This window comes from Deltaproteobacteria bacterium, assembly GCA_029860075.1.
In the GTDB taxonomy this organism is placed as follows: Bacteria; Desulfobacterota; JADFVX01; order JADFVX01; family JADFVX01; genus JAOUBX01.
Genome location: JAOUBX010000099.1, coordinates 1 through 15,174 on the forward strand (window position 1 = coordinate 1; position 15,174 = coordinate 15,174).

Below are 15,174 nucleotides of genomic sequence, written 5' to 3' on the forward strand. Positions count from 1 at the left end.
TTTTGGGTAGCTTATGAAATAATTTATTATATGATCAAATGGGGTTCTATAACCTATTGATATATCTATATATAACGCTTCTCTTTATCCCCTGGGAATATGGTTTGAGGCGGACACTGCCCACCCTGCCTGACTGTCATTTTTTGTGGGGTAAAAAGATAATACCGAAGAAGTTCTGGAAGATGATCGAGCGCCACTTAAGTATTAACATAATAAGGGGCAGCTTAAAAATCAAGGGGGTGAGGTTAGGTTTGCAGCATTAACACCTGGGAAAAAACAACTTGACCAAAGAGGCAAGATACTGTTATAAAAAACGTGAATAAACTGACAACTGTTTTTTGCAGTTGGTAAAAGGGGTAATCACCTTGTGATTGCCCTTTTTATTTTTTGTCAAAGTTTTGTCGGGTGGGCACAGACCAATGATGGGTTTCACCTATCCTACGCTTGCTTAATGAAAGGTTTTGGGGGTGTTTGTTACACCTACAAAGCAGCGGAAACCGAAACTTCAAGAATTAATGATTATTGGTGGAAAGAGGAAGTTTTTCTACAGGCAACCAACGAGGCTGTAGAAAAACCCCTAAAATAAATAATTAGTAAAATAAAGGGGTCTCCAAACCCCTCTTTTCTGTGAGAACTCCTCTTACAGGCTGATATTAGAGGTCTTTTTTTGAAAAATCTTTCTCAATTAAAATAAATTGAAAAAATCGGGTTTTTCTACAGCTTGAACGACTCAACTCAGGGGCTTGCGGGTTTGATGGCAAAGCCTCTGGACTAAATTAATGATTTTAAAGCAATCCGTTTAAATCAAACACCGTGTTAGCAAGTCCCTTGCAGTGTTGGGGTTGTATTCAATAATCCTCCATGCAGCCTTGTGATTTTAACCAATTGTTATAAGATTCAACTTTATCGCCTGGCATGATATTTATGGCGTTAACCACCCATTCCCCATCTTCTTTAATTAACTTAATCGCAAAATTCTTTATTTTTGTTCCCCAAACCTTTTCGCTTTGCATTGGATCTTCTGCATGGTATATAAGGCAGGCCGTATCGCCGACTACGCTAGCCGATTTAAAAATAAATTCTCCGTACTTTGTGGTATCAAATCGACTTATAACAGAATTGTTGAATTTCTTGCCCCCTTCGGGGTCATTTAGGTCCCCCTCAAAAGATTGGATAATCTCAGACTTTTCACTTTCATCTTGAATCTGTACTGAGCAGGAAATGATGAGAAAAATCAAAATACCAATTGATTTAAATAGTTTACCTTTCATAAATTACCTTTTGCAGCCCAACGACCCAGCTTAGGGGCGGGAAGGCCGGTCGAAAACCGGCCTTAACCGTCCCTCTTGAGTAGCTTGGATAGGCTTATTTTTTTACCATACGTTCTTCCGTTGGCCAGATATTGTACCACTTGCCTTTTAATCTGCTAATAAAATATATTTGTACTGTCTCTTTGCCGTTTTCTTTAACTGCTTCTATTGTGAGAACTTTTTCTACATTAACAGGAAATACTTGCAGCATAGGACCCATCTTAAAAGCTGGTATAGATGGATCATAGTATTTGTTGCTTGATATATCTTTGAGTTTAACATTCTTTACTTCCCTGATTGTATCTTCAATACTTCGTTTGATACTCTTGGAAAAATCTTTTTTATTCTTTTGCTCAAGACCTTTAATCGATGCTGGATGAAGTAGTGCTTTATATCCGTTAAAGTCATTATTGTTAATGGCTTTAACGAGTGCATTGCCCAAAGATTCTGGCGTAGATTGATCATAAGTTTCTGTATGCACCTGTGTAAGTTCGGGTGCGGAGCTTGGTTTAGAGGGTTTTTCCTGTAACTGAGAATTATTTTGCTCAGTTACAGGTGTAGCTTTTTTAATTTCTTTATTTTGTAAATGTACTTTAGATGCATTCGGGTTTACAGGAATCAATCCCATGTATACCGCAACATCGAAGATAGCTAATGAAACTATTAAAACTACCAACAACTGCTCAAATTTTGAAAAATCTTTTAGCATTTAATGTCCTTGATTTTTGAGGAAAATATATTTTTAAAGAGTTTTTAAATATAACTCTATTCACACTGATGAATATTTAGCATAGGTGTAAATAGATTGCAACTTGTCATTTGTAATCTGTAATATTCTGGGACGGTAGATTTTGTTTATTTCAGGAAGAAAGTCGCGGAACGAGAGCAACTTAATATGATTTTTATAAATTATGATCTATTGTTGAAACGATATAATAATAATTTTCAGTCATCGTTTGCCATATATCGTTATGTTTTTGATAATAACTACATCCTGCCGTGCGTCGCTCTACTATTTGAAAAGCTGAACTATACCATTGAGAATCAGTGGTCACAATAACCTCTTTATCTATTTCTGGGAATTGATATGCTGTGATATCCACGATAATATCTTCTTTTTGTAACCATGCATGTGTTTCCAAATTGCCTTTTTCTCCTCTATTACCTTTAACGAAGTCAAAGGAGCCTAATCCTTTTTCTAGAAAATAAGTTCCGAGAAGGTCAGTTGCATCACAACAACTACCAACTGGGAAATCCCTAAAAGAGCAAAGCCTATCATTGGGGTCAAATTTTAGAATCGCATTATGGAATTTAGTAGCGAGCAATCGAATTTGCTCTAGATATGAATCAGTCAATTATAGCCTCACATATAATAATCAATTCCCAATAGTAACATATAAGGTTTTTATTAAACTTTCAATTATTGCTTTCAGGAAGAAATACACAGCAAGTGCAGGAATGCTATTCTTTTTCTGTTTTCGGGGAGAGGGAATCAAAAAGACCCGGCTGGTTCTTTTTCTCCTGCCGGGCCTTTTTGTATATTTCATATACCCAGCGATCACTAACACCCAAAACGAGGGCTATCTCTTTGCGATTGGAGCCGGTGAAGTATTTGGAGACAAACCTTTCCTTGATCTCCCCCATTCCCTTGATCGGACGGACATAGATCCCCATGCTCGGCATTTTATCCGCCAGCCGGATAGCCACATCAAGGCCGCACTGTTCGGCAACAAGGCGAAGATCTTCATTGAGGTCCTCTGGCTTGACCATGTTAATAAACGCTTCTTTTAATTCGTCTACTTTCATCAGCATAACCTCAACTGTTTACAACTCCAGTTCCATTTGCTTGCTCTCAAGTCTTAATCTCTGCTTTCGGTTCTTCTTCCTCATCTTCGCATCATGCCCGTTATGGCATTTTTGACAGAGTGCAGCCAGATTGAGAAGGCTGGCAGCCTCCGGCCTGTGGTCATAAACATGAGCTGTTGTCAAAACAACTTTACTTCCCGTTACCGGATGAGGCTTGCCGTTCTCAACGCCACACCATTCGCACCTGTTATTAGCCCGGCAAAATCGGACAAAACGGCTTCTCAACTTCCAGTCTTTAGGATATCGGTCCTTGTTTTCAGGTCTGATAGGCATATCACTCCCTGTCCTCTGTGATCTCTGTGGTTAAATCTTGGAAGAAGTACATCCCTACAGATGCATCAAAAACATGGCCAGGAAAAAAAAGGCCAGCCAGATTGCACCCCTAACAAAAAATGCGATAAATTCATTTCGCGCCGTTATCAGCTTATCTTCTTCAAAACTCATTTAATCCTCCTTTATTCTATGTTTAATTTCTCCGCGCTCTCTGCGGCTTTGCGCGATAACTCAACAAGCCTTTTTTTAACGACCTTCCCAATAGCTATATTCAAAAACTGGTAACGATCCACCCCGAAGCCCTTACAGAATTTATTAAGCGATCCTTCCCACTCATCACCCCAGCGCGTCATTGCCAGATCCTTGATCTCATACTTAAGCCCCGCGATCCCCGGCGCGTATTTCCTCGGCCTTGTCTGTTTCCCCCCGGTGATATGGTCAATGACCTTCACGATCTCCTGGAGAGAAGATTTTGAAAGCCTCTTACTGTTGACCTGCTGCGCGATATTCTCTCGCAGATCCTTCTGATTGATCCCCTGCTGAGCCGCTTTTTTAAAGAGCGCTGCCAGGAGTTTTGCGCGGGGTGATTTGTTCTTTTGAGTTTTCATGATTTCACCGCAGAAAACATATAGGACGTAGAGGACACAGAGGACGTAGAGATTTTAATTCCGGGGCATTCAACACTATTCATTATCGTATCTCCTCTCCGCGCCCTCTGCAGTTAATTCCTTCTCCAATTCACAAAGCTGATGCGTCAATCCCATACCAAGATTTTGAAGCAACTCGATACGCCGCCTGCTCTTTTCGATCTCTTTATTTACACACTTGATCTCATTCATGATCTGCTTTTTTTCCTTTATCTTGTCCATCCTGTTCATCCCTGTTAATTAGCCTCATCAGTACCGGCCTTACCGGCAGACGCCCCGTGTTGGGACGTTTCGGCCTTTATTTTTTCTTTTCCAGCTCTTTCCGTGGTTAAAAAAGTTTAAATCAAGCCGCCACATCAAGACTGATATGCTCATATTTGCCGTCAGCCCGCCTCTTATAAATACGGACATAGGTTTTCGAGCCATCAACTCTCAGAGATTCACGTATGATTCCCATTGCTTTCTGCCATTTTTCATGAGTAATATTGTATCTACTCAAACCCAGGACACGAGTCGTACTCAATCGCCCCTCACTATCTGTCTGAAAGACATCCTGAACGATAAGTTTAAGTTCATCACAGCTTCCTTCTGTCCATTCCATAAAACACTCATCAAGTAGAGTTTTTGCTACCTGTAGCTGTTCATCAAAGCTCATGTGCTCTGCAACGGCTCTCTGAATTTTGTATTCTCCGTCATAGGTCCTGAGAGTAACGTTCCCCTTATCCCCACCCATTTTTACACCATGGTTTTCAGCAGACATTTCGATAAAAGCAGCCATCTCTCCTAAAACCAGCTGTCTAAATGCAGTAATAGCTCCCTCTAAATCAAGAGCCTTACCGACAAGCTCACGTACTAATTCATCCCGTGCCTTGTCAATAGGTTTTACTTTCGAAATAGGGATCATACGATCCATACTGTCTTGCATGTACCCTTCCGGCACCACAACTTCTGTCCTTTCTTTCTCCATTACTAAAATCTCCTCCCTTGTACGGGCAACCCCCTGTGGTTGCCCTTTTTCTCTATCATCAAAACCAGGGCAGGCACAGGGGCCTGCCCCTACAGATGCAAAAAAACAATTAAAACCTCCTCCCTTTAAAAATCAAACTAATGTAAAACACGGCGACCTCCGTAATTAATAAGCGGCTCTATGGCCTTGTTATTATCGATAAACCCGATGATCTTGTCGTATCGTGCCGGATCATTGAGGTATTGAATAAATGGCACATGCAGCCGGATCAATACCTTTTTCAGCCTGAATCTTGCCCCCAGGCGATTAAGCTCTCTATCAGACATTATTTCCATATTTCCCTCCTTGTACGGGCAACCCCCTGTGGTTGCCCTTCTTTAAAATCATTTAAATTCACAAACCTTACAGGCCTTAAACAGCCTCACCCTCAGCGGTGATGACGCCGAAAAAGGGAGCCTCCTTTTTTCAGCGCAAAGGGCAAGGGCTATCTCTCCCATGACGGGACAATCAACACTTTCATTGCCGTAAACTTCCCTTACCTTCTTTTCTATAGCGTCCGTTGACGCACCGTATTTGCCTTTCAAGACCAGTGAGATTGTTGTACTGGAAACTCCCAGTTTGCGGGAGACCTCGGCCTGGCTCGAAGCATTGACAGCCTTGTTTAGCAGTTCAAGCCACTCCATTTTCATCCTCCGATGCTGCAACTCTCTTTTCCAGGTTATGGTCATAAAGGGCCTTTTCAGAGCGCTCGATCTCAAGCGCCTTCGGGCCTGTATCTTTTACCAGCCTAAAGCGGTTGCTCTTCTTTCCCTTTCTGCCGTTGACTTTAACTACATAGCCGCAATTTATAAGGGTGCGAAGTAACTTGGAGAGGTTCCAATGCTTTATCTCTGCCGTTGCCTCGATATCGGCAACGGTAAAAACTTTTATGATACGCATCGCCTTCCATGCCTTATGCCTTGCATTCATTAGCGAGTACCTGTAAAAAAGAGCTTCCTCTTTCCCCAGCTAGCAAGGTCAGCCCCTTCTTTACCATTAGTCCTTGCCCAGCTCTCAATTGCCTCCAGGCCGTTTGCCATAAGGCCGATTTCTCCCTTTGCCTGGTCATGAAGCTTTTCAAGAAGATCATCGGCAACAGCCACTTCACAGACCGTGTTGGTAACGGTACGGGCATCATCAATATCGATAGCCGTAAACTCCACCTCTTGAGTGACACGCCTCATAAAACGTGCATTCTTGGAAAGCTTAAGCCTGAGTTTTTCTTCACCGATAACAAATATGGGCGCTCTCGATGAATCATAAATGTCCCTCACCAGATCCAGCAGATTTATATCCTGGAGATAATCTGCCTCATCGATAAATAGTGGCCTCCCTGTTTCCATCAGTTTTTCGACAATGTAATTAAACATTGGCCTTGTACGCCCACAGGGTACGCCGCCCATTTCACTGGTAATATCAGCCAGCATGGATATAGGCCGCCAGATTGATTTGGCGCGTACAAAATACCCCTCCAGCTTGATACCGGCAAAGGTGCATGCCCAGGTCTTGCCCGTTCCGGGACGGCCTGAAATTAAACTCATACCCTCCACGTTTTGAGCCCGATCCTGAAGAGATCCCGCCGCTACCAGAAGCCGCTTTACATTTTTTGTGATTGCCGTTTTATTTCTCATACGTTAAACTACCTCCTATCATTGTTTTATGGGTGTTTACACCCGCTTTAAAGGACGGCTGGCGGGCCGTCCTTTTTTACACTGTAGGGGCAGGTCTTGTACCTGCCCTTTGTTTTTGGCACCCACGAGGGGAGCCCCTACATACCTAAATCTTTACTTCACCTCCCTCCTCATAAATATCCTGCAAATATTCAAATTCCCGTGTTGTTTTGTAGTACTCAATCCACTTGACCTGGCTTTCATTCAAGCGAGAGAGCTTTAACAGCATTTCATAACGCTCCCAGCCGTCCAGCTTTTCCCAGTCGTCAGCTATTTTCTCATCCCGTCTTTCAGAGAGAGAAACAACAGGAGGCTTTACCTCTTTTTTATCAGCCGCATCAAGGATGGCAAGCGCCTTTGCATCGTCTTCAGCGGATATGGTGGCCGGTTTTTGCGGCCTTTCACGGTTAATAATGGCCTCCGCTGCAAGGGCCGCCTGATCAAGGGCCGGGGTACTGTAGTTTTCTCCCGCTTTCGGCAGGCTTACGACTTTATTATTGTCTTCTTTATGGCGGTCAAGGATCTCTCTGTGGATATCCTGAAGCGCTGTTTTTTTGGCTATCTGCTTAAACTCTCTGGAGGCTTCCTGCATGATAGAAAGCTGTTTTTTTCTGGCTCTGGTGGCAAACTCGGCACGGTCAATACCCTGCCATTCCACATTGACGGCAACGGCCAGAAATTCCCGGCCATTATCCGTCTCCCGGTAGACGTAAATATTGCCCATATCGGCCACATCATAAAAGACACTGACAGGCTGGTTCATGTACGCGCCGAATTCTGCCGCCTGGTACCAGTAGTTATCTACACTGATCCCTTTCTTGCCGATAACCCTTATTCCCTTTTGAGACGGTACGGGAGCAAGGAGCAGATCAAGGGCTCTTTCATCGTTTATTGTCCTTACCGGCTCTGTCCAGCGGCGTGCCGCTTCTTCAGGACTCATACCGAGAGATCCGTGGTTTTTTGTGTGGTACATCTCTTCCGTCCACATATCACAGTGCTGCTGAAGTTCAGCCGATGTTTTAGGCAGTTCTACAGTCCCCCCCTTTTTGCCAAGCCTGGCTGCAAAAGACTTACGCGCTTCTATGGCCTTTCTGTCAGCCACCGAATGGCCGATGTAGCCGGGCATAAGCTCGACAAAACTATGGGCAAAGGTCTTGAATGCCCGCTCTATGTGCGGCTTGGCTTCCGGCGTAAAAGGCGGGCAGAGTTTTTGTTCTATCTCCAGGGCGTCAAAGACGCTGGTCAGGTGATTAGACACATAATCGGCCCCGTTATCGGTCTTTACCGTTTCCGGTACGCCCCAATCAAGAAGGGCATGGCGTGTTAACGCTGCAACGGCCTCGGACTTTGATGTTTTGCTGACCAGCAGTTTCAAGCGCCGGGAATAAACATCGATGACGCCGATCAAGGTATATCGGCCATCTATGAGCATAAGGTCTGCAGGTGTGGAATCAAATTCCCAGAGTTGATTGAGGGCCTTGACATGCTCACTCATACTTCCGAAGGCAACCTGGCTTTTATTCTTCCAGGCGTCTGGATTGGTCATATAAAGGAAAACGTCTTCATGGTCCTGCTTCCATTTATTGACAAAGCGCCTTACCGCCGCAATATGGGGAATGGCCTTACCGAACCGGCCATAGAGGGACTCGTAAACACCCTCTATGGAGATATGAGGAAAAGTGTATAAAACGCCGACAATGAAATCATCATGCGCTTTGGATAGTGTTGTTTTACCCTTATTGGGAGCAACGTACTTGCTGGCAAGGGCATGGAGACCGTCTTTTTTATAGCTCTTTGCCCACCGGTTGATTGATGACAGGGACGTTTTTTCACCGATAATCTTTCTTATATTGGCCGGGAGTTTTAAAGTCCCTTCGTTGTAACAGCGGCAGAATTCCAGCGTTCCTTTTTTCAGGCCGAGACCGGAGGCAGTGAGGAAGGCGTTTCTTGCTTTTACTATCATCAGCCTGGCTCTGGCTTCTTCCTGCCGCTCTTGGGGCAGCGTGTTAAACTTCGCCAGGCTGCTCTCTTTCACCAACTGCCCTGCATCGGCTCCTGCCGCTTCTGCCTCGCTTGCATGTTGAGGCTTTACCAACTTTTCAGCATGTAAGACCATGACCTTTTGCAGCGGTTCAGGGAGGTCTGAAAAGGCAAAGGTTTTGCCCTTGCCTGCATCAACAAAGGGCCATGCCTCAGATTCCGCCCTCTTCAGGACGCCCGCCTTTGTCGATGGAAAACCCTGGAGCTTCATTGCTGCAATCTCTTTTGCTGTATAGGCCTCTTTCATATCAGATCCCTATATAGTCCTCTATTTTTTTAAGGTCTTTTAATACAAGGCTGCGGGAGGTTTTTTTCCACCGCCCCTTTTTCTCTTTTTTAACGGCTTCAAAAAAGGTATCCAGGGCGGCGGCGTATTCAAGGGATTCCTTGTCATGGTCCACACCGTTTCCTGTCGGCTTGCGGTAGTTTTTCTCCAGCTGTTTACCTGTGAATTCCTCAACGGCTTTTTTTACAATACGGCCTGTAGGCTTGCCGTTAGGTGTAGCTTTTACGGCCTCCAGCCAAACATCTCCTCTTACTAAAGGAGGTAGGCTAACAAGGGGTCTTACCTGGGATTCATTGAGGGGAAGAGGGATTTCTGAATTTACACTTTGAGACCAATTGGTCTGATTTTGGAGATCTTCAACAACTTCGGCAGCAGCAATATATCTATCAGCCGACCGCCGGACAATCTCATACATTTCCTGGCAATAATCTTCAAAGTTGGTGTGAGATTTGCGGTAAAGCCTGTTATCTCTTATCTCTCTGAGTGCAAGGCCCACCTCGACAAAGGCCCGGAGGTTTTTAACGATCACTCCCTCCAGTTCCTCTTTTCTTTTTTGCTCATTTTTTGTGAGTGGCTTTTCCATCTTAAGGGCAAGCTCTGTGGGGTGTTCTCCCGTCTCTTTTATATTGGGCGGCGTTCCTGTTCTCAGTGATATTTCACCCTGGAAAGGGACGGGCAGCGTCTTGTAGGGAAAGACCTTGATTTGACCACCCCTGTCCATTTTCCACTCAAAGAGCCAGCCCTCTTTTTCGGACAGCTTAAGAATGCCCGCCTTTGTTTTCGGGTAGCCGTCGAGCTTCATATCTGCCAGGTATTTGGCGGTGAAATGTTCGTTCATTTAAACTTCTCCTCATCTTTTAAGCGGCTTCCCGAACCGATTCCGATTTCATTGAGCAAATCTACAATGCGCCAGGCCTCTTTTTTCGCGCCTTCAAGGTCAGCAATATCGAGCGCCCCGATTAACGAGCCAAGCGCATTATTAAAGTAATGCCTTATAAACTGCTTTGCCTCTATACTCAGGGCCTGCACTTCTGCCTGACCTTTGCTCATATCCGGCAATTTAAGTTTCATTACACCCCTCCACTTCAAAGAGCAGTGTTTCACGCTTCTTTTTTTCCTTCTGTTTCTTCTTGATATCCTCCTCGATACGCTTGATCTCGGCGCGCAGGGCGTCTGTATCGGGCATAACAAAAACGCCGATCTTGCGGCAAAGGAACTCTACAAGCTCCTTATTTTCCGTGGCGGCGCAAAAGGCAGGCACATATTCGGCAGGAAAACGGTGGCGCTGTTTTGATTCGGCAGTCCAGCTGTCGAGCATTTCTTTGGTAATGCTGTCGCCTGTAAGTTCACTCATCTTTGCTGCCACTTCATACCGTGACCAGCGGCATCCCTTTAAAATATCGGAGACAAGATGGCGCTGCTCTATGTCTATTTTTAGCGATCCGCCCCGTGGCGGCGTTGTAAAGGCCTTTTCCTTCGCCCGCTGGATCATGTCGAAGATGGTGAGCTGGTTAGGGTTGTCTATTCTTTTTTTCTTATTAGCCATTGCCTCCCCCCTGGGCTGTTGATAGACTTTCACCATAGCGATTAATGGTGTATTTATTGGAGGTGGTGAAATGAGTAAAAAAAGGATTTGTCCGACACATAACTGCGGATACGAGACAAGAGAAGAGGACCATGAATATTGCCCTAAATGCGGTAACGTACTTTATTATTACCCGCCTCTTCAAACACCTCATGGTGTTTGCGGCAATCATGATATCTGCGGCCCTTTGGATTGCTTTGATAAAAATATATGCACCGGTACTCATAACTCCCCTAACTGTGTAAAGGCGGCAATAAAACAGAATGAAGATCTATCCTTTGCCATTCGCCAGCTTCGAATTGGACTTTCACGTATGGGATGGAAGGCTCCCGGTCCAGAAGAAATGGTTGAAAAATGTAACGGAACAGGCTTCGATCAGCCTGAAAGAGAGACAGTTCAGAATTATCAGGCAAACGGATGATGCCTTTTTTGGGTAACTGTCTGTTGATAATCATGCTTTGCCCCTTTATAGTTAACATTTTGACTTATTGGCCTGTCTGGTATATGATTTACGCAGCGAGTTGTTCTCCTTCAGGCCAGATTTCTTCGATCTTTTCAGCATCAGCAGGCCTGGAACGGCGAATGAGTTCTATTACAGCTTTACGGACTTTATCTGACTTGCCATACCCGTTAAGAACGTTATTGACGGTCTTATATTTGGCGCCGGAGAAATCAACAATATCTTTAAGTTGAACAGCATTTATAGAAAGATAGCCTTTCACTAGTTGGCGCTTTGTTGGTTCTCTTTTCATTACACTGCTCCTTATGAAGAGGCTTCTTGTTGTAAGATTTATATTTTTTTATCTTTGTAATAGGATTTTTCCCATTGCTATAAATAAATATATACGCCCATTCGGGCGTTGTCAATAAATAAATGACCATTTGGGCGTTTTTGTATGAAAGATATTGGAATAGGAAAGAGATTAAGAGAAGTTAGAGGGCATATTTCTCAAAAGGATTTTGCAAAAAAAGTTGATATTCCTTTAAGAACATATCAACGTTATGAATCAGGTGAGCGGATACCACCATCTGACTGTTTATACAGAATTGCTGAAACAGTCGACATCCCGGCAGATTGGCTGCTTAAAGGTGATGCTGCTACCCTGCAAAAAAAACTGGTACAAGAACGTCAAACCTTATCAAAATTAGAAGAGAACCTGGAAGAACTTAACAGTAAATTACTTCTTCTATTTAAAGAATCAGAGACTCCTGTTCCCGATGATCTCAACGGCTTTATCAATACTTACTACTTTCTTAAAGAACATGGCATTGATCTCATGCTATTACTTGAAGAGGGAGAGACCTGTCATGAAAACAAGTTAAAAACCGGTATTAATTGCGATAAAGAAGAATATGAATGGCTAAACAAGCTTTTAACAATTCTTAGAACAAAAAAGAAAAAAACAGTAATCGCCATACAAAACAACCTTGATGCTTTTCTGGAAACGCCCGATGATCCAACAAAACGGGAAGACAACAGATTTACCTTAAAATCAAATAACACATTTAAAAAGAGTGAAAATATAGAAGAACCGAATAATGATGAACAGCCGAAAAGAGCTGGTTCGCCGGTTAGATCGTTAGCAGAAAAAAGGCTTGTCAAGTTTTTTAAACAGATAGATGACGAGGGCAGAGGGGGTGTTATAGGGCTCATCAGGACTTATTCAAGCACCCTGGAAGATAGCAAGTCAAAGTCTTTGGCCGATGACCTGCAATTCTGTTTTAAAAATTCCGGGGGCGAAGTGACACCTAAGTTGACAAACAAACTAACTTCCCTCTTTCGCTCACTCCCCGTTGATGGTAAGATGGGGCTTGTCGGCATGCTCAGCACCTATGTAAGCGCCATGGACGATGACGAGGTTCAAAATTCATATGATGATTTTAAAGTTACTTTTTTGAATGAGGTGAAAAGAGTGGGGTAAAGGTGGGGAAATTATTTGTTGTTTTTGCAATGCTTTTCTTCTTTTCGGGGTGCGTCACGGTTGAAGGATTCATGAAAGGCCTTTCGCCTTTTTTCAGCTTTGGTAAAGATGAAACAGTTTCGGAGAACATGGGAGATCCGGAAAGAGGGGAAGCGGATAGAGGCCTTTCTGAAGTAAAAAGAATTGAACCCGCCAATCAAAGCACTTATATCATTTCGGCTATTCTCTTCACCCTTATGCTTACCATGCTGCTTTTAACTTTACAGCTTCGAAGATTAAGCATTGCACCTATAGAAATGAGTCCTGACGAAATCAGTCAACTCAAATTCATGGCTACGGTTCTGAATAAAATCACTCGCAAGTGGTAATTAAATGAAAATATTAGTATTAATAGCGGCCTGCTTATTAATTTCGGTACCAGTTCAAGCAAAACGACTGCATTATGAAAAGTATTACCAGGAAAAATGGTGTGCCCGGATGGGCGGGATCACCGAGTATGTCCTTGATGACGGCTCCCGCGTTGACTGCCTAACTGATGAATACGCCGTGGAAGTCGACTTTGCCGATAAATGGCACGAGGCCGTAGGCCAGTCCCTTTACTATGCGCTAAAGACCGGCAAAAAACCGGGAATTCTTTTGATAACCGAAAAAAAAAAGACGCTCGATATTTGAAACGGCTCAAGCTGGTGACGGATACGTATGATATCAGGGTTTGGGAGGAGTGAAGGGATAACAATATGATCAATCAGCGTTTAATTTCCATATTATTGATCTTAATCTTTTTTACGGCTTGCAGATCCGAATTACCAGTGGGCGCAGTCGGTTACGCAAAAACACTGACTACTGTATATACCGGTATGGCTCTCTTAGGAGTACTGTCTATTGTATTCAAAAAAGATAAACCGGGTATTTCACAACGCACATCAATAGGTATAACCGTTTTAGCCGTTTTCTTTACGCTCACATTTATTTTTTTATTAACAGCATAGGTTTAAAATGCTTTAGTCTTATAACAAAATTGTAAAGAAATTTCATTTCAATCATAAAATAAAGGGGGAATGTTTTTATGCATCATATTTATCTGGTTTTAAATTGGGCTTTCGGCGTACTTTTTTTTCTATTAGGGGTTGTGATACTTTTCGATGATCCTCTTTCTAGTATTCCGTTATTTGTAATAGCTGCTCTCCTGCTCCCCTTTGTAAGACAATTTGTTTTCAAGAAAACAAACCTTGCCTTCCCGGCAAAGGTACGCGCGTTTTCTATATTTGCGCTTTTTATAATTTTTGGTGTTCTTGCCGGAAACAGCCAGGAGAAAAAGGAGCAATTACTTGCACAGCAGCAGGCTAAAAAACAAGCAGCAGCAAATGAAGCCATTAAGAAAAAGAAGATTGACCATTTTACAACAAACAAATCTTCTATAATGGCGGAAATTCAATCTGACCATGATAAAAGTAACTACCAGCAAGCGACTGCAAAAGCTGCAAAATACCTTATTAGCAAGGACCCTGAATTAATCAACATACATATACAATCGAAAAACATGCTTGCTGCAAAAAGAAAAAAGGAACAAACAGAACAAATTCTCAAAAACTTGCGCTCTATCCCGGCAACTGACCTTGAAAAAAACAAAAACCTTTATCAACAACTTGCATCTCTTCACCCTGACAACAAAAGCTACAAAGTAAAATACGATGCCTATTTAAAAAAAATCCAGGCTCAAAAAGAAAAACAGAGAATAGCTGCCGAAAGAAAAGATCAAATAGAAAATCAGTTTAGTGCCTGGGATGGTTCTCATAGAAGTCTTGAAAAAGCAATAAAGTCGTCAATGAATGACCCTTCCAGCTATGAACATGTTAAAACAGTTTACTGGGATAAGAAATCGCATTTAGTTGTTCTTACTACTTTTCGGGGGAAAAATGCCTTTGGCGCTCTTGTTAAAAATTCAATCAAAGCAAAAGTGGACTTAAGTGGTAGCGTCCTTAAGATATTGGAACAGTATTGAGGCTTTAAAGAAAGTTTAAAAGCGCTTTCAACATTTCCAGTTTACACTTGCCATTATCCATAATAGAGGTTTAAACTGTTGATTTTAAAAGGAATGAGGTTTAAATTGCTCAGTTTACACTGGAGTTTACACTTAAAGAGAGGTGTAAGACATTCAAAATAAAGCTGTTATTCCCGGCCTGTTATATATAAACCTTATAAAGTAAAGGCTTTACAGCTACAATAACGGTTCGTGAGATAGTTCCAAACCGCGTGTCATTTTTTTCTTGTACCGTAAACTCAAGCCGTTTTGGTTCCAAACCGTAATTTTTTTGCTTTTTTTAAAAACCTTTAAACTTTCTTAAACAATACAACAACTTATTAAACTTTAAATCCTTGTTATATCTATATCTCTTGGTTCCATACCCCCTGTTAAATTACAAAAAGGCTATGCCATAATAATTTTACTTTTCTTTTGCGGACAAAGAAAAGTAACAAAAGAAAGGCCGCCCTAAAACTTGGTCCCGCCAAGGCGGGACTCCCCTCCTTCCACCGTTGCCTTCGGCGGGCACAAAAACTCGCTTCGCTC

23 protein-coding genes are annotated in these 15,174 nt (G+C 42.8%); 6 read left to right on the plus strand and 17 right to left on the minus strand.

The window, feature by feature from the left end; genetic code table 11:
- Positions 1 to 848: 848 nt before the first annotated feature.
- From OEV42_19390 to OEV42_19465, 16 genes are all read right to left on the minus strand, one after another.
- On the minus strand, positions 849 to 1,271 hold the full coding sequence (locus OEV42_19390) for a hypothetical protein (protein ID MDH3976434.1): 423 nt from the start codon (positions 1,269 to 1,271) through the stop codon (positions 849 to 851).
- A gap of 94 nt (positions 1,272 to 1,365) precedes the next feature.
- On the minus strand, positions 1,366 to 2,019 hold the full coding sequence (locus tag OEV42_19395) for a hypothetical protein (protein ID MDH3976435.1): 654 nt from the start codon (positions 2,017 to 2,019) through the stop codon (positions 1,366 to 1,368).
- Positions 2,020 to 2,212: 193 nt separating this feature from the next.
- The gene (locus OEV42_19400; GenBank protein ID MDH3976436.1) at positions 2,213 to 2,665 is read right to left on the minus strand and encodes a hypothetical protein; all 453 of its coding nucleotides are present in this window, start codon (positions 2,663 to 2,665) and stop codon (positions 2,213 to 2,215) included.
- 106 nt (positions 2,666 to 2,771) lie between these two features.
- Positions 2,772 to 3,116, minus strand: coding sequence for a hypothetical protein (locus OEV42_19405; protein ID MDH3976437.1), 345 nt, complete (start codon positions 3,114 to 3,116; stop codon positions 2,772 to 2,774).
- A gap of 18 nt (positions 3,117 to 3,134) precedes the next feature.
- Positions 3,135 to 3,449: a hypothetical protein gene (locus OEV42_19410; protein MDH3976438.1), complete on the minus strand. Its 315-nt coding sequence runs from the start codon at positions 3,447 to 3,449 to the stop codon at positions 3,135 to 3,137.
- A gap of 182 nt (positions 3,450 to 3,631) precedes the next feature.
- The gene (locus OEV42_19415; protein MDH3976439.1) at positions 3,632 to 4,057 is read right to left on the minus strand and encodes a hypothetical protein; all 426 of its coding nucleotides are present in this window, start codon (positions 4,055 to 4,057) and stop codon (positions 3,632 to 3,634) included.
- Positions 4,058 to 4,132: 75 nt separating this feature from the next.
- A complete protein-coding gene (locus OEV42_19420; protein ID MDH3976440.1) occupies positions 4,133 to 4,318 on the minus strand; it encodes a hypothetical protein in 186 nt (61 codons plus the stop codon).
- 121 nt (positions 4,319 to 4,439) lie between these two features.
- Positions 4,440 to 5,063, minus strand: a complete 624-nt coding sequence (locus OEV42_19425; protein MDH3976441.1) for a DUF3164 family protein — start codon at positions 5,061 to 5,063, stop codon at positions 4,440 to 4,442.
- Positions 5,064 to 5,200: 137 nt separating this feature from the next.
- Entirely contained in the window at positions 5,201 to 5,398 is a 198-nt protein-coding gene (locus OEV42_19430; protein ID MDH3976442.1) for a hypothetical protein, read from the minus strand.
- A 48-nt stretch (positions 5,399 to 5,446) separates the two neighbouring features.
- A complete protein-coding gene (locus tag OEV42_19435; protein ID MDH3976443.1) occupies positions 5,447 to 5,746 on the minus strand; it encodes a helix-turn-helix domain-containing protein in 300 nt (99 codons plus the stop codon).
- Positions 5,733 to 6,032, minus strand: coding sequence for a hypothetical protein (locus OEV42_19440; protein MDH3976444.1), 300 nt, complete (start codon positions 6,030 to 6,032; stop codon positions 5,733 to 5,735). The genes OEV42_19435 and OEV42_19440 overlap by 14 nt, the downstream gene beginning before the upstream one ends.
- The gene (locus OEV42_19445) at positions 6,032 to 6,733 is read right to left on the minus strand and encodes an ATP-binding protein (protein MDH3976445.1); all 702 of its coding nucleotides are present in this window, start codon (positions 6,731 to 6,733) and stop codon (positions 6,032 to 6,034) included. The genes OEV42_19440 and OEV42_19445 overlap by 1 nt, the downstream gene beginning before the upstream one ends.
- 145 nt (positions 6,734 to 6,878) lie before the next feature.
- Positions 6,879 to 9,059: a DDE-type integrase/transposase/recombinase gene (locus OEV42_19450; protein MDH3976446.1), complete on the minus strand. Its 2,181-nt coding sequence runs from the start codon at positions 9,057 to 9,059 to the stop codon at positions 6,879 to 6,881.
- 1 nt (position 9,060) lies between these two features.
- Positions 9,061 to 9,936, minus strand: coding sequence for a hypothetical protein (locus OEV42_19455; protein MDH3976447.1), 876 nt, complete (start codon positions 9,934 to 9,936; stop codon positions 9,061 to 9,063).
- Entirely contained in the window at positions 9,933 to 10,169 is a 237-nt protein-coding gene (locus OEV42_19460; GenBank protein ID MDH3976448.1) for a hypothetical protein, read from the minus strand. Before OEV42_19460 ends, OEV42_19455 begins: the two co-directional genes overlap by 4 nt.
- Positions 10,159 to 10,644: a hypothetical protein gene (locus tag OEV42_19465; GenBank protein ID MDH3976449.1), complete on the minus strand. Its 486-nt coding sequence runs from the start codon at positions 10,642 to 10,644 to the stop codon at positions 10,159 to 10,161. Before OEV42_19465 ends, OEV42_19460 begins: the two co-directional genes overlap by 11 nt.
- Positions 10,645 to 10,714: 70 nt before the next feature.
- On the opposite strand from OEV42_19465, the gene OEV42_19470 reads away from it, so the two are divergent.
- Positions 10,715 to 11,104 (plus strand): hypothetical protein, encoded by a 390-nt coding sequence (locus OEV42_19470; protein MDH3976450.1) that lies wholly within the window; start codon positions 10,715 to 10,717, stop codon positions 11,102 to 11,104.
- 88 nt (positions 11,105 to 11,192) lie between these two features.
- On the opposite strand, the gene OEV42_19475 is transcribed toward OEV42_19470, so the two are convergent.
- A complete protein-coding gene (locus OEV42_19475; protein MDH3976451.1) occupies positions 11,193 to 11,435 on the minus strand; it encodes a hypothetical protein in 243 nt (80 codons plus the stop codon).
- 144 nt (positions 11,436 to 11,579) lie between these two features.
- Here OEV42_19475 and OEV42_19480 point away from each other — a divergent pair, with 144 nt between their 5' ends.
- The 5 genes from OEV42_19480 (at position 11,580) to OEV42_19500 (ending at position 14,607) form a co-directional block, all read left to right on the plus strand.
- Positions 11,580 to 12,605: a helix-turn-helix domain-containing protein gene (locus OEV42_19480; protein ID MDH3976452.1), complete on the plus strand. Its 1,026-nt coding sequence runs from the start codon at positions 11,580 to 11,582 to the stop codon at positions 12,603 to 12,605.
- A 71-nt stretch (positions 12,606 to 12,676) separates the two neighbouring features.
- On the plus strand, positions 12,677 to 12,973 hold the full coding sequence (locus OEV42_19485; GenBank protein ID MDH3976453.1) for a hypothetical protein: 297 nt from the start codon (positions 12,677 to 12,679) through the stop codon (positions 12,971 to 12,973).
- 4 nt (positions 12,974 to 12,977) lie between these two features.
- Positions 12,978 to 13,277: a hypothetical protein gene (locus OEV42_19490; protein MDH3976454.1), complete on the plus strand. Its 300-nt coding sequence runs from the start codon at positions 12,978 to 12,980 to the stop codon at positions 13,275 to 13,277.
- 65 nt (positions 13,278 to 13,342) lie between these two features.
- Positions 13,343 to 13,594 (plus strand): hypothetical protein, encoded by a 252-nt coding sequence (locus OEV42_19495; protein MDH3976455.1) that lies wholly within the window; start codon positions 13,343 to 13,345, stop codon positions 13,592 to 13,594.
- Between the two features lie 77 nt (positions 13,595 to 13,671).
- Positions 13,672 to 14,607 carry a hypothetical protein gene (locus OEV42_19500; protein MDH3976456.1) on the plus strand — a complete coding sequence of 312 codons (936 nt, stop codon included), beginning with the start codon at positions 13,672 to 13,674 and terminating at the stop codon, positions 14,605 to 14,607.
- The last annotated feature ends 567 nt before the right edge of the window (positions 14,608 to 15,174 follow it).